Raw genomic sequence first — 13,152 nt, 5'->3', positions numbered from 1 at the left:
GGAGGTGAACGAGATGAATGTAGCCAATTTGACTCCTGCCGTAGGATCAGCAGGATCTGTTACAGCGACACCTGTAGCGAATGCAGAAGGAACTGGTTTAGGTCAAATGTTTTCTATGCAATTGATGCAGGTGTTGGATCAGAACCCAGAAGAGACAACAGTGGCTCCAGAGGATTTAAGCGAAGAGGATATGCTAGCATTAGCTGATCTCATGGCATTATTTGCCCAACTGCTTGGCACTGGTCAAACGACGCAAGACGAATTACCGTCTGACTCCCAAGAAAAATTTGCAACTGCAATGGAACAACTCTTGGGCAAAGCACAAGGAAATGCTGGTCAAGTGAGTGAGGATTTAAAGCAGATTCTAGCTAACCTGAAAAAAGGGGAAGCAACTCCAAACGAACTGGACAAGCTGGCAGCTCTTCTCGAATCCCTGAAGAATCAAAAAGGAAATGCTGAGGAGTCAAAACGAAGTGGACTGAACTTGCGATCCGATGTGATGACAAACATGAACACAACCCAACAGGATACGTTTAAGACAATTTCTCCATTGCGGTTGAATCAAGGTCTCTCGGCTTACAAGCTAGAAGCAGGGATTCAGTCCCAGACAGTACAGTCAACCCTTCAAAGCGGCCTTTTGAATCAAGAGGGCAATCAAGAAGACGGCATGTTGAATGGAAATGGTCAGACACCAATTATTGCTTCATCTAATACACAGACACAATCTGTACAGACCTTTCAACAACAGTCTGTTCCAACACACCATGTAAACGCCAATCAACTGACACAGCAAGTCACACAGCTTTTCGTGTCCAAGATGCAGTTGACCCAACATAATGGCGTACATGAGGCAAAGCTGATTCTGAATCCACAATCTTTGGGCCAAGTAGACGTAACGATTACTTCCCAAAATGGCGTGATTACAGCACAGTTCCATGCTGAAACACAGGCTGGAAAGGATATGCTGGATAATCAGCTTCCACAGCTTCGAGCTGCTTTGACACAACAAGGCTTACAGGTTGATCGTTTGGAGGTAAACCAGCAGCAGGATACCGCTTTTAACTTCCAACAGCAGCGTGAACAAGCACGACAGCAACAAGAGAATCGACAACAGCAAGATAAAGACGAGCAAGAATTTGCTCTCGATGCCCTGGTAGACAGCAATGAATCAACAGAAGTGCTATGGAATCGATTGCGGGACACGGCTCGCGGCATTGACGACATCGTCTAGGATTGGCTATAAGGAGGAAGCGCCATGAATCATTTTCGTGTGGGGCAACCCTATTTTCCTCCGAAAACGAATCACGCCGCAAAAGCTACTACCCAAACCGCTCCGGGAAACAACGCGTTATTTCAGCAGTATTTGACGGAATCGATTGGCGCTGCAACCAAGACAGAACCACTCAGTTTTAGCCAGCATGCCGTCAATCGCTTGCAGGAGCGGGGCATTACGCTAGAGCGACAACAGATGGAGCGTTTGGAATCCGCTGTGCAAAAAGCAGCCGCCAAAGGCGCCAGAGAGTCTCTCGTTATGATGGATAATGTGGCCTACGTCGTGAGCATCGTAAATCGGAAAATTATTACCGCCGTAGACGATGGCAGCATGAAGGACAACGTATTTACTAACATTGACAGTGCCATTTTCGTGTAGGTGGCTGTTCACTGGGCTGGACCTCCTCTTGAGGAAGCCCATTCGGCTACCGACTGACAGAGGTAGCCGCTGTAAACGAGAAGGTAAAGGAGGAAGTTAGTATGCTTCGATCTATGTATTCAGGTATTTCAGGCTTGCGTGGATTTCAAACTAAGTTGGACGTTATTGGTAATAATATCGCAAACGTAAACACCGTTGGTTTCAAAAAGGGACGCGTGATGTTCCAAGATATTTTGAGCCAAAACGTTCAAGGGGCTGGGGCACCTACAGCAGGTGGGAAGGGCGGAACTAACCCAACTCAGATTGGACTAGGAGCTTCAATCGCATCCATTGATACCGTCTTCTCTGCTGGTAGTCCGATGACAACCAACCTGCCAACAGACCTTTCTATCGAGGGCGACGGATTCTTTATGGTAAGCCCGGATGAAGGGGCAACGATCTATTATACGCGTGCAGGTAACTTTACACGTGATGCAGAGGGATACCTGGTGAACTCCCAAGGGATGAAGCTCATGAACACCGATCCAGCTGCGATTCAGATCAGCCAAAATGATGGGGTTGTTTCTTACTCCATCGGAAAAGATGGGGTTATCACAACAGTGGATGAAACTGGTGCCCTAGACTCTACGAATACCATTGGGGTAATGACTTTCAATAACCCAGGTGGTTTGAAGAAAATTGGGAACAATCTTTACGAAAATACAGTAAACGCTGGTGCGAATGATGGTGACCCGATGACACCAGTGACGCCAGCTGATGCAAAAGTAAGCATCATCGCAGGCCAACTGGAAATGTCCAACGTTGACCTTTCTGAAGAATTTACAGAAATGATCGTGGCACAACGCGGTTTCCAAGCAAACTCACGGATCATCACGACATCTGACACAGTATTGGAAGAACTGGTGAACCTGAAACGATAATTTCGTTTAACGGAAAAGCCGGGGAAGTGTTCTAAGCCTTCCCCAGCTTGATCCGGAAAGGAGCAGCCAATGATTAAGTTAACGCGGTTTAACGGTTCTACTTTTTATCTGAACATCACTCACATTGAAACTGTTGAAGGAACTCCGGATAGCGTAATTACGCTGTTCAACGACAGAAAGTACATCGTGAAGGATTCGGTGGAATCCATCGCTGAACGTGTTCAGGCTTTTTATCATAATGTTCCTCCGGCAACTTCTGTACCGAAAATGCCGGGTGATTCAAATGAATAGCGGGAGGCATTAGCGATGTTTCAAAATCGATTGTTTAACATGGCTCTAATTATTATCATCGCGATATCGCTACTGGGAGTGATCTCGTTTGTTCTCTGGCAAACCTATCTCTCTCCAGCTGCGCAAACAGCTTCGACGGAAGAGCAAGAAGTGAAGCCGCTCACGGCAGGGGAAATAAAAGAGTTCTCCGTTGACACTGGCGAAATTACTACGAACTTGCTAACGAATAATTACATGATTGTACGCTTTAGCATTACGGCTGACAGTTCTGCTGCCAAAACAGAGTTGGAACAGCGTTTGCCGCAAGTCAATCAGGTGATTATTAAAACATTGGCGGGGTTGACACCAGAAGACATAAAAGGAACTGAAGGTGTGAACAAGCTGGAAGCAAAAATCATGAATGAAATCAGCTCCCTGATGCAAGAGGGTAAGATTGTTCAAGTAGTGACAACCAAACGCGTCTTGTCATAGGAAGCGATTATGGTATACATAGCAAGGAGGTGACGACATATGGCCGAGGTTCTCTCACAGAGTGAGATTGATGCGCTGTTGGCCGCCCTATCTTCGGGCGAAATGGATGCCAACGAGCTGAAAAAGGAAGAAACTGAGCGTAAAGTCAAAGTATATGATTTCAAACGCGCCCTGCGATTCTCGAAAGATCAGATCCGTGGTTTAACGCGAATCCATGAAAACTACGCGAGGCTGTTGACTACGTATTTTTCAGCTCAGCTCCGTACCTTCGTGCAAATTACGGTTGCCTCCGTCGATCAATTGCCGTATGACGAATTTATACGTTCTATTCCCAAGATGACCATCTTGAACATCTTTGAAGCTCCTCCGCTGGAAGGACGAATGGTTTTGGAAGTAAATCCAAACATCGCCTATACCATGTTGGATCGACTTCTGGGAGGACAGGGGGCGATTCCGGAAAAAATGGGCGCCCTTACGGAAATTGAAACAACGGTGATGGAACGCGTATTCGGCAAAGCGCTGGATACTTTCCACGAGGCATGGAAGCAAATCATTGAACTGGACCCGTATCAGGAAGGCTTGGAAATGAATCCACAGTTCATGCAGATCGTCTCACCTAATGAGATTGTCGTGGTAATCTCTTTTAGTACCAAAATCGGCGATACAACAGGAATGATCAATCTCTGTTTGCCTCACGTGGTACTGGAGCCAATCATGACAAAGCTGTCTGGACAATACTGGTTCTCCAAACAGAAGAAAACGCGGGATGAAGAAGAGCGCCTGCGTGTAGAAGAGCGAGTAAAAGTTGCAAAATTACCGATTGTTGCTGAGATGGGAACAGCTACGATTACAGTAGGAGATTTCTTGCAGCTACAAAAAGGCGACGTCATTCAATTAGATCAATCGATCGACAACAAGTTGAAAATTAAAGTTGGCAACCACTTAAAGTTTTTGGGTCAGCCAGGAACGCATAAAGGAAGAGTCGCCGTACAGATTGATGAAGTCATAGAGGAGGGGGAGGAACAAAATGAGTAGAGATATGCTTTCTCAAGACGAGATTGACGCGCTGTTACGTGCGAACAACTTGGTTGAGGACGAAGAGGAAGCTGTATCGGCAGTAACCCAGGATGTTGCCGAATTTCTGTCCCCGTTTGAACAGGATGCACTCGGAGAAATTGGTAATATCTCCTTTGGGAGCGCAGCTACTGCGTTATCTACTTTGTTAAGTCAAAAGGTAGATATTACAACCCCTACTGTTTCCGTAGTCAATGTTGATGAATTGGAAAGCGAATTTCCGATTCCTCACGTGGCTGTCCATGTGGAATATACAGATGGATTCAAAGGAATAAACCTGCTCGTCATTCGCATGGAAGATGCTGCTGTTATTGCGGATCTGATGATGGGCGGAGATGGTAGACCAGCGAGCACTGAAATGTCTGAGCTTCATATCAGCGCGGTTCAGGAAGCAATGAATCAGATGATGGGCTCAGCTGCTACGTCCATGTCGACGATTTTCAACCAGTTCATTAATATTACGCCACCAGGCATCGATGTAATGGATCTGGCGCAAGGCAAGGGTGGAGACAGCTTCTCTGATGATGACAGTCCTCTGGTGAAGGTATCTTTCCGCTTAAAGGTAGGAGAACATGGTGAACTTATCGATTCAAATATTATGCAGCTTCTCCCTCTTTCCTTTGCGAAAAAGATGATTGATCGACTAGTTGGAGGTGCAGGGGATGAAGAAGCAGCAGCGGCCCTCATAGATGAGATAGAGATGCCTTCTCTGCCAGCTATGGGTCTGTCGGCTCCTTCTGTCCAGCAAAGTATGCAAGAGCAGCCACAGAGCCACGTACCGCCTGTAGCGCAGCCGTCACAGGCACAGCAACAGCCAATGTATCAGCAACCGCCGGGTTACGCACCGCCAATGGGCTACCCAGGACAGCCGCCGATGTATCCTGACGCGTATGGACAACAAATGATGCCACCTGGCTACGCTCCGTACCCAGGAATGTATCAGCAGCCTCCAATGGCTCCGCCAACACCACAGCATTTCGGAGGTCCTGCCGCTAATCAGGCGAATGTAGTACCAGCACAATTTGCTCCACTTGGAGGTGCTCCTATGTATACAGGAGACATACAGAATTTGAACTTGCTTCACGATATTCCATTACAGGTAACAGTTGAGTTAGGACGTACGAAAAAGCTCATTAGAGAAATCCTTGACTTGTCCGCTGGATCGATTATACAGTTGGACAAGCTGGCAGGTGAGCATGTAGACATATTGGTGAACAACAAATTAATTGCCAAGGGCGAGGTTGTCGTCATTGATGAGAACTTTGGGGTTCGTGTTACAGACATCATCAGTCAGATAGATCGTGTTCAAAAATTACAATAAACCAATCAAGTGGGAAGCATTAGGGAGGAGCTATTCATGTCTAACAAAGTTTTAATCGTCGACGATGCAGCGTTCATGCGTATGATGATCAAGGAAATTCTTTCGAAAAACGGGTACAGCGTCGTAGGGGAAGCAAGTGACGGTGCACAAGCAGTTGAAAAATACAAAGAATTGGGACCTGATCTCGTAACCATGGATATTACCATGCCAGAGATGGATGGAATTTCTGCACTGAAAGAAATTAAAAAGTTGGATCCTAACGCGCGCGTTATCATGTGCTCTGCGATGGGACAACAAGCGATGGTAATCGATGCGATCCAGGCGGGCGCAAAAGACTTCATCGTAAAACCATTCCAAGCGGATCGCGTTTTGGAAGCGATCAAAAAGACAATGAGCTAATGATGATGATCCGGAATGCAGGGGCAAGACTCATTTTAGTCTTCAGTCTGATCCTGTTGCTTTTCGTCTCCTCCCTGCCGAGTACCGCTTTTGCGGAAGGTTCAGTAGCGGATGCGTACAACAAGGGAAAAGTGCCAACTAGCAATGCGCCCGCCGGCAGTGAACAGCCGGCGGCCATTCCGGGCAGCGGAACAGGAAGTATGATCGGGTATCTGGTTCAAGTCATCTTTTCGCTTGGCTTTATTGCTGTATTGATCTTTTTATTGCTCCGTTTTCTTGGTCGACGTCAAGGGGCTCAAAGTCATGGACCGATTAAAGTGATTAGCGCAACTGCGCTAGGTAATGGCAAAACACTGCAGGTTGTTATGATCGGTGAGTCATTGTACATCGTGGGAGTAGGAGAAAACGTTCAATTGCTTCGTAGAATCGAACCGGGTGAAGAGGTAGATTTGATTTTGGCTGACGCTGAGATCAAACCGATGAAAAGCCCATTCTCGCTAGAATGGCTTCCGTTCGGTAAGAAAAAGCAGGCAGAAGAAGAAATCTTGTTTTCTTCTGAAATGGACGGGAAAAGCTTTCAAGATCTGTTGCAAGGTCAATGGAACGACTTGAAGAATCGTCCAAACCAAACAGAACATTGGAAGAACGAGCAAGCTCAGGACAGAGGGGACCAAAAATGAAATATTTTTTGCAGGTGCTGATGCTTGTCGCAGTGTTGCTATCCGTACCTGATATGGCCATGGCGGCGCCAGTGGGGACACCGCTTGTTCCAAGCATTGATTTGAAGATAGGCGGCGGAACAGGAACACCGCAGGAGACATCAACGGCCATTCAGCTGTTACTGATTTTGACAGTATTATCTGTAGCTCCAGCGATTTTGCTTTTAATGACTAGTTTTGCGCGAATTATCATTGTCTTGTCTTTTGTAAGAAATGCGTTGGCAACTCAGCAAATGCCACCGAATCAGGTATTGATTGCTCTTGCGTTATTTATGACATTTTTCATAATGGCCCCAACACTCGGACAAGTAAACGAAACAGCCGTGCAGCCATTTATGCAAGGAAAGCTAACGCAACAGCAGGCATTTGACGCGGCGGTCATACCCTTTAAGCAATTTATGGCAAAACAGACGCGTGAAAAAGATTTAGCACTTTTTCTGGAATACACAAAAGCCGAACGACCAAAAACGATCCAAGATATTCCTTTGAATGCGCTGGTACCTGCTTATGCCATCAGCGAATTGAAGACGGCTTTTCAGATCGGCTTTATGATATTCATTCCTTTTCTCGTAATTGATATGATCATCTCCAGTATTTTGATGGGGATGGGGATGATGATGTTACCGCCGGTGATGATTTCATTGCCGTTTAAGATTTTATTGTTCATCATGGTGGACGGCTGGTATCTCATTGTGAAATCACTTTTGACCAGTTTTTAGCGACATTCCGAATGCCTCAGGAGGTAGAGCATGACACAAGAATTACTTATGCAGATTGCCCAAAGCTCTGTTTATACCATCCTGCTGATTTCGGCACCCGCACTTGGGGTCGCCTTGCTGGTCGGTTTGATGGTCAGTGTCTTTCAGGCAACGACACAAATTCAGGAGCAGACACTCGCTTTCATTCCGAAGATCGTGGCCGTATTTGTTGTGATCTTGGCTGCTGGTCCATGGATGCTTCGGGTACTGCTTGATTTTACGATGGGGATCTTCGGTAACCTTCATCGTTTTGTTGGGTAGCATATGAATCTTTTTCTGATGTATTTACCCATATTCATGCTTGTTTTTGTCCGAATGAGTGCTTTTTTTGTAACGGCTCCGTTCTTTTCCATTCGTGGAGTACCGAATCAGTTTAAAATCGCGCTCGCGTTTATCATTGCCGTCATCAGCTTTCAATCCTTGCCCGTACAAGGCGAGATTCCAATGGATTTGACATTTGTTATGTATGTCATAAAAGAAGCGCTTGTTGGTGTCATTCTTGGTTACATATGTGAAATGATGTTTATTGCCATTCAGGTTGCCGGCGGACTGATGGACATGCAGATGGGTCTTGCCATGGCAAACGTGATTGACCCGAAAACGGGTGCGTATATCCCAGTGACAGGTAACTTCAAAAACATTCTCGCTGTCTTGTACTTTTTCAGTATCGACGGGCATCACATGCTGATACGAGGTGTGATAAGCAGTTACCAGGTTATACCGGTGGACATCATGTGGGCGGCTTTCGGAAGCGAAAACGTCATGATGACAGCAGTAAAGACATTTCTAACGATGTTTACGAGTGCGTTTATGATTGCGGCACCGATCGTCGTTGCATTGTTTCTGGTTGATCTCTCTCTTGGTATTATCGCCAAATCTGTCCCGCAGTTTAATATCTTTGTGGTGGGTTTGCCCATTAAACTGCTTGCCGGCTTTTTACTACTTATCGTAGTGATGCCTGCGTTCTTGCTGACCCTGAACGGATTGTTTGGGAATATGTTCCGGGCACTTGCAGAAATGATGAAATCGCTCGGAGGATCACCATGAATCAATTGAGGCTTTCTTATCAAGTAGATCTTCAATTTTTTAATGGGGAAAAGACGGAAAAAGCTACGCCCAAGAAAAAACAAGACGCACGAAAAAAAGGGCAAGTTGCAAAAAGTCAGGATCTTTCCCCAGCCCTATCTTTGACAGCATTTTTCTTTCTGTTAATGATGCTTGGCTCTACCATGCTAGGCACCTTTCAAGATTTGATGCGGGAGTCATTGATTACATACACCACGTGGCAATTAAATGAAGAAAATTTAAAAGTCATGGTGATGCAACTCGTATTTGAAGCGATAAAAATTGTAGGACCTATCTTAGGCTTGAGTTTTCTTGTCGCGTTTGCGGTGAACTACATGCAAGTAGGCTGGCATTTTAGTACAGAGCCCCTTCAAATGAAGTTGGAAAAGATTGATCCGATTAAAGGGGCAAAAAGAATTTTTTCCTTACGCTCACTCGTAGAGCTACTGAAGTCTTTATTAAAAATAAGCGCAGGCATATACGTCGCGTACGTCATTTTGTGGAATGCAAAGGAACAAGTTGTACAACTTTCCTTATTGTCTCTCGGAGCAGTCCTATCGTTTACTGCCGAAGAGGTGACAAAGCTGGGAATCTATCTCGGGTTATTGCTTTTCATTCTCGCGGTTCTGGACTATGCCTATCAACGTTATGAGCATGAAAAGAATCTGCGGATGTCCAAACAGGATCTCAAGGACGAGCATAAGCAAGCGGAAGGTGATCCGCTCATCAAAGGGAAGATTCGTGAACGGCAAAGAAGTATGGCCATTCGCCGTATGATGCAGGAGCTTCCCAAAGCGGATGTCATTATTACGAACCCGACCCACTTTGCCGTTGCCGTTCGCTATGACGCAAGTGCGATGAGTGCACCAACGGTAATCGCCAAAGGGCAAGACTATCTGGCATTAAAAATAAGGGAAGTAGCGAAAAAGCATCGTATCGTTACCATGGAAAACAAGCCCTTGGCCCGGGCTCTCTATAGTCAAGTTGAAGTTGGGCAACAAATTCCCGAAGAGATGTTTAAAGCGGTCGCGGAAGTTCTCGCGTACGTCTACAAGCTGCAAGGGAAAGTGAAATAAATGGAAGGAGGATAACCAGTGGGATTCAAATTTAAAGAAGTTGGTACGATCCTTTTTGTCATAAGCATTGTTGTCATGATGGTAATCCCACTTCCTTCAGCGCTTCTTGATTTGCTGTTGATTTTGAATATCTCCCTTGCATTGACCATCTTGCTTGTGTCGATGTATACAAAAGAGACTTTGGAATTCTCGATCTTTCCGACGGTTTTGCTTATTACAACACTTTTTCGACTAGCCCTAAACGTGTCGACGACTAGAAATATTCTCTCGCACGGTGAAGGCGGTAAAGTTATTGAAACGTTCGGTAGCTTTGTAGTCGGTGGTAATCAAGTCGTCGGTTTCGTCGTGTTTCTGATCTTGATCATCATTCAATTTATCGTAATCACCAAAGGTTCTGAGCGCGTCGCTGAGGTAGCAGCACGCTTTACGCTCGATGCGATGCCTGGTAAGCAGATGAGTATCGATGCGGATCTGAATGCAGGAATGATCACAGAAGCTGAAGCACGTGTCCGAAGAAAAAAGATTGAAAACGAAGCAGACTTTTATGGAGCAATGGATGGTGCCAGCAAATTCGTAAAAGGGGACGCCATCGCGGGTATTATCATTTTTATCGTAAATATTATTGGTGGTTTTATCATCGGGATGCTCATTCACGATATGAGCTTTGCTGAGTCTGCCTCTCGTTTCACTACCATGTCTGTCGGTGACGCATTGGTGAGTCAGATTCCAGCGCTCTTAATCTCGACTGCTGCGGGTATTATTGTAACGCGTTCCACTTCTGGTGAAGGTTTGGGAGAAGACATTGTCAAGCAAATGTTCAGCTTTCCGCGTCTTCTCTATATCGTATCCGGATGTATGCTATTACTGGGACTCTTTACACCGATTGGAATTCTGCCTGTGCTTCCGGTTTCCGGGATCATGGCATTTGCTGCTTGGAAAATGGAGAAGAACCAAAAGATGCAAATACAGGAATCCGCCGACAAGGTGGAAGAGCAGCAAATGGAAGAAGTACGCAGTCCCGAAAGCGTCGTGAACCTGCTGCAGGTCGATCCGATCGAATTCGAATTCGGTTATGGCTTAATCCCGCTTGCTGATGTGAAGCAGGGTGGAGATTTGCTAGATCGAGTCATTATGATTCGAAGACAAATCGCTCTCGAGATGGGGATCGTTGTACCGGTTATTCGTATACGTGACAACATCCAGCTTCGACCGAATGAATACATGATCAAAATAAAAGGCAACCAGGTCGCTAAAGGGGAAATCATGCTGGATCACTATCTAGCGATGAGCCCGGGGATTGAAGATGATTCCATTGTTGGGATAGAAACCGTAGAACCTGCGTTTGGATTGCCCGCATTATGGGTAACAGAAGAGAATAAGGAGATTGCTGAGCTGTCTGGCTATACAGTTGTCGATCCGCCATCTGTTGTGGCTACACATCTGACAGAGGTCATCAAGCGACATGCCCACGAATTGTTAGGTCGCCAAGAGACAAGGGCCCTGATCGACAATGTTCGGGAGACAGCACCAGTTCTCGTAGACGAGCTGATTCCAAGTATGCTCGCCATAGGGGACGTACAAAAAGTATTGCAAAAGCTGTTGCGTGAAAAAGTCTCTGTTCGAAATCTCCACGTCATTCTCGAGGCACTTGCGGATCATGCCTTGTATACAAAAGATCCGGATGTACTGACAGAATATGTGAGACAAGCGATGGCGAGACAGATCACACTCCAATTTACGGAGCCAGGACAACCACTTCGCGTGCTTACAGCTGGAGCAGGATTGGAAAAAGCAATCTCCGAACGTGTGGAACAGTCTGAGCAAGGAAGCTATCTGGCGATGGATCCGGAAACGTCTCAGCGAATTTTCCAAATCATGTCGACTGAAGTGAGCAAAATGATCAACTCGGGTCAACAGCCGATCATTCTATCATCACCAGCAGTTCGAATGTACTTGCGTCAATTAGTAGATCGCATGATGCCAGACGTTCCCGTTTTGTCGTACAGCGAGCTCGAACCACATGTTGAAGTGCAAAGCGTAGGGATGGTGAACATTTCGTGAGGGTAAAACGTTACATTGTCGATTCGATGCCAGAAGCAATGGAAAAAATCAGGACGGACTTAGGAATGGATGCAGTGATTCTGAATTCTAAGCCGATCAAAACAGGTGGATTGTTCGGGATGTTTGGCAAACAACGAATCGAAGTAATCGCTGCTGTCGATGAAAAGGCATCCGATCGAGAAAATTCCACAGTAGCAGCTGAACATCGAACCAACAACGTTTTGCCCAAATCGCAGACGGGTACGTACACGGCTGCTCAAGCGTATCGAAGACCGACTGTGACCAAAACATCAGAGAATCAACAAACTGAATCAACAGGTAGGGAGCAGGTCGTAGCCGCGATGACACAAACCGCGGTTGCGACGCTTCCAAAGGAAGAGATCACAGATACGAGAGCTATGCCAAAGCAAGGCGAGCCAACTGAGCAGCATGCTCCTGTCACGACCTCCCAAGAAAGAGCTTTACCCGCAAGCAATCATGACGCGATTGCTACGGAAATGCGAGATATGCGTCAAATGTTTCAAAAGCTGCTGGTGCATGACTTAAGTGAACAACTTCCTCCAGCGGTACAGTCTATTCGTGCACAGTTATTGAAGCAGGAAGTGACTGAAGAGCTGACAGCGGAAATCATTCGCCAAATAATGGAAAAGTCGCAACCGGGTGAAAAGTGGACGGAGGAAGAAGCGTTTACGGTATGCCGAACAATCATCACTTCCATGATCGAGCCGTATACAGCATCTTCGCCAAGGCTGGGTAAGAACGTACGGTATGCTTTCTTTTTCGGTCCGACAGGGGTAGGAAAAACAACGACGATTGCCAAGCTTGCGGCGAACAGCATGTTGAAGGAAAAGCGAAAAATCGGCTTTATCACGGCGGATACGTATCGAATGGCGGCTGTAGAACAGCTGAAGACGTATGCAAACATCCTGAATGTCCCGCTGGAGGTTGTCTTTTCTCCGAGAGAAATGGCGGCGGCGATGGAGCGCTTAAGTGATTGTGACCTCATTTTTGTAGATACGGCTGGACGAAATTTTCGCAACGATGAGTACGTCGAAGGCATTCGTGAATTGCTCGAGCATGGAAAAGACAGCGTGAACTACCTAGTACTTAGCTTGAGCTCCAAATTCAACGATATGAAAGCAATCGTCCAAAATTTTGCGGAAGTTCAAGTGAAGCAAGTCATTTTTACAAAAGCAGATGAAACGAACAGCTTTGGCACGATGTTGAATGTTTGTCAGGAGATGAATCTACAGCTCTCCTATGTAACGACAGGTCAAAATGTACCAGATGATATCGTTGTAGCTACACCCGAGCTGGTTTCAACGATGATTATGGGAGAGTAAACA

Annotated in this window: 15 protein-coding genes; all 15 read left to right on the top strand. The window is 46.0% G+C overall.

Translation table 11 applies throughout. The features are described from left to right. The first annotated feature begins 13 nt into the window (after positions 1-13). The 15 genes from BBR47_RS17455 to flhF all read left to right on the top strand — a co-directional run bounded on the left by BBR47_RS17455 (position 14) and on the right by flhF (position 13,149). Positions 14-1,231 (top strand): flagellar hook-length control protein FliK, encoded by a 1,218-nt coding sequence (locus BBR47_RS17455; protein WP_015891752.1) that lies wholly within the window; start codon positions 14-16, stop codon positions 1,229-1,231. A 24-nt stretch (positions 1,232-1,255) separates the two neighbouring features. Further along, positions 1,256-1,651: a TIGR02530 family flagellar biosynthesis protein gene (locus tag BBR47_RS17450; protein ID WP_015891751.1), complete on the top strand. Its 396-nt coding sequence runs from the start codon at positions 1,256-1,258 to the stop codon at positions 1,649-1,651. A 101-nt stretch (positions 1,652-1,752) separates the two neighbouring features. Then, positions 1,753-2,571, top strand: coding sequence for a flagellar basal body rod protein FlgG (gene flgG, locus BBR47_RS17445; protein WP_015891750.1), 819 nt, complete (start codon positions 1,753-1,755; stop codon positions 2,569-2,571). Between the two features lie 69 nt (positions 2,572-2,640). Further along, complete coding sequence (locus BBR47_RS17440; protein ID WP_015891749.1) at positions 2,641-2,862, top strand: flagellar FlbD family protein; 222 nt, start codon at positions 2,641-2,643, stop codon at positions 2,860-2,862. A 15-nt stretch (positions 2,863-2,877) separates the two neighbouring features. Next, entirely contained in the window at positions 2,878-3,333 is a 456-nt protein-coding gene (locus tag BBR47_RS17435; RefSeq protein WP_015891748.1) for a flagellar basal body-associated FliL family protein, read from the top strand. Between the two features lie 39 nt (positions 3,334-3,372). Continuing rightward, entirely contained in the window at positions 3,373-4,368 is a 996-nt protein-coding gene (fliM, locus tag BBR47_RS17430) for a flagellar motor switch protein FliM (protein ID WP_015891747.1), read from the top strand. After that, positions 4,361-5,728: a flagellar motor switch phosphatase FliY gene (gene fliY, locus BBR47_RS17425; RefSeq protein WP_015891746.1), complete on the top strand. Its 1,368-nt coding sequence runs from the start codon at positions 4,361-4,363 to the stop codon at positions 5,726-5,728. Before fliM ends, fliY begins: the two co-directional genes overlap by 8 nt. A gap of 36 nt (positions 5,729-5,764) precedes the next feature. Then, positions 5,765-6,127, top strand: coding sequence for a response regulator (locus BBR47_RS17420; RefSeq protein ID WP_007719294.1), 363 nt, complete (start codon positions 5,765-5,767; stop codon positions 6,125-6,127). After that, on the top strand, positions 6,127-6,807 hold the full coding sequence (locus BBR47_RS17415; RefSeq protein ID WP_041749490.1) for a flagellar biosynthetic protein FliO: 681 nt from the start codon (positions 6,127-6,129) through the stop codon (positions 6,805-6,807). The genes BBR47_RS17420 and BBR47_RS17415 overlap by 1 nt, the downstream gene beginning before the upstream one ends. Then, positions 6,804-7,565, top strand: a complete 762-nt coding sequence (gene fliP / locus BBR47_RS17410; protein WP_015891744.1) for a flagellar type III secretion system pore protein FliP — start codon at positions 6,804-6,806, stop codon at positions 7,563-7,565. The genes BBR47_RS17415 and fliP overlap by 4 nt, the downstream gene beginning before the upstream one ends. A gap of 30 nt (positions 7,566-7,595) precedes the next feature. Continuing rightward, positions 7,596-7,865, top strand: coding sequence for a flagellar biosynthesis protein FliQ (gene fliQ / locus BBR47_RS17405; RefSeq protein ID WP_007719290.1), 270 nt, complete (start codon positions 7,596-7,598; stop codon positions 7,863-7,865). A 3-nt stretch (positions 7,866-7,868) separates the two neighbouring features. After that, the gene (gene fliR, locus BBR47_RS17400) at positions 7,869-8,651 is read left to right on the top strand and encodes a flagellar biosynthetic protein FliR (protein ID WP_015891743.1); all 783 of its coding nucleotides are present in this window, start codon (positions 7,869-7,871) and stop codon (positions 8,649-8,651) included. Next, entirely contained in the window at positions 8,648-9,745 is a 1,098-nt protein-coding gene (gene flhB / locus BBR47_RS17395) for a flagellar biosynthesis protein FlhB (protein WP_015891742.1), read from the top strand. Before fliR ends, flhB begins: the two co-directional genes overlap by 4 nt. Positions 9,746-9,763: 18 nt before the next feature. Continuing rightward, complete coding sequence (flhA, locus tag BBR47_RS17390; protein ID WP_015891741.1) at positions 9,764-11,806, top strand: flagellar biosynthesis protein FlhA; 2,043 nt, start codon at positions 9,764-9,766, stop codon at positions 11,804-11,806. Next, on the top strand, positions 11,803-13,149 hold the full coding sequence (flhF, locus tag BBR47_RS17385) for a flagellar biosynthesis protein FlhF (protein WP_015891740.1): 1,347 nt from the start codon (positions 11,803-11,805) through the stop codon (positions 13,147-13,149). The genes flhA and flhF overlap by 4 nt, the downstream gene beginning before the upstream one ends. Positions 13,150-13,152: the final 3 nt, after the last annotated feature.

It is taken from the genome of Brevibacillus brevis NBRC 100599 (assembly GCF_000010165.1).
In the GTDB taxonomy this organism is placed as follows: Bacteria; Bacillota; Bacilli; order Brevibacillales; family Brevibacillaceae; genus Brevibacillus; species Brevibacillus brevis_D.
The sequence above is the reverse complement of the archived record's forward strand: the minus strand, read 5'-3'. Positions and strand labels throughout refer to the sequence as shown.

Coding starts and splice junctions, on each gene's coding strand:
- fliR (WP_015891743.1), top strand. CDS start 7,869: ATGAATCTTTTTCTGATGTATTTACCCATATTCATGCTTGTTTTTGTC.
- fliQ (WP_007719290.1), top strand. CDS start 7,596: ATGACACAAGAATTACTTATGCAGATTGCCCAAAGCTCTGTTTATACC.
- fliP (WP_015891744.1), top strand. CDS start 6,804: ATGAAATATTTTTTGCAGGTGCTGATGCTTGTCGCAGTGTTGCTATCC.
- BBR47_RS17450 (WP_015891751.1), top strand. CDS start 1,256: ATGAATCATTTTCGTGTGGGGCAACCCTATTTTCCTCCGAAAACGAAT.
- BBR47_RS17435 (WP_015891748.1), top strand. CDS start 2,878: ATGTTTCAAAATCGATTGTTTAACATGGCTCTAATTATTATCATCGCG.
- fliM (WP_015891747.1), top strand. CDS start 3,373: ATGGCCGAGGTTCTCTCACAGAGTGAGATTGATGCGCTGTTGGCCGCC.
- flhB (WP_015891742.1), top strand. CDS start 8,648: ATGAATCAATTGAGGCTTTCTTATCAAGTAGATCTTCAATTTTTTAAT.
- BBR47_RS17440 (WP_015891749.1), top strand. CDS start 2,641: ATGATTAAGTTAACGCGGTTTAACGGTTCTACTTTTTATCTGAACATC.
- BBR47_RS17420 (WP_007719294.1), top strand. CDS start 5,765: ATGTCTAACAAAGTTTTAATCGTCGACGATGCAGCGTTCATGCGTATG.
- BBR47_RS17415 (WP_041749490.1), top strand. CDS start 6,127: ATGATGATGATCCGGAATGCAGGGGCAAGACTCATTTTAGTCTTCAGT.
- fliY (WP_015891746.1), top strand. CDS start 4,361: ATGAGTAGAGATATGCTTTCTCAAGACGAGATTGACGCGCTGTTACGT.
- BBR47_RS17455 (WP_015891752.1), top strand. CDS start 14: ATGAATGTAGCCAATTTGACTCCTGCCGTAGGATCAGCAGGATCTGTT.
- flgG (WP_015891750.1), top strand. CDS start 1,753: ATGCTTCGATCTATGTATTCAGGTATTTCAGGCTTGCGTGGATTTCAA.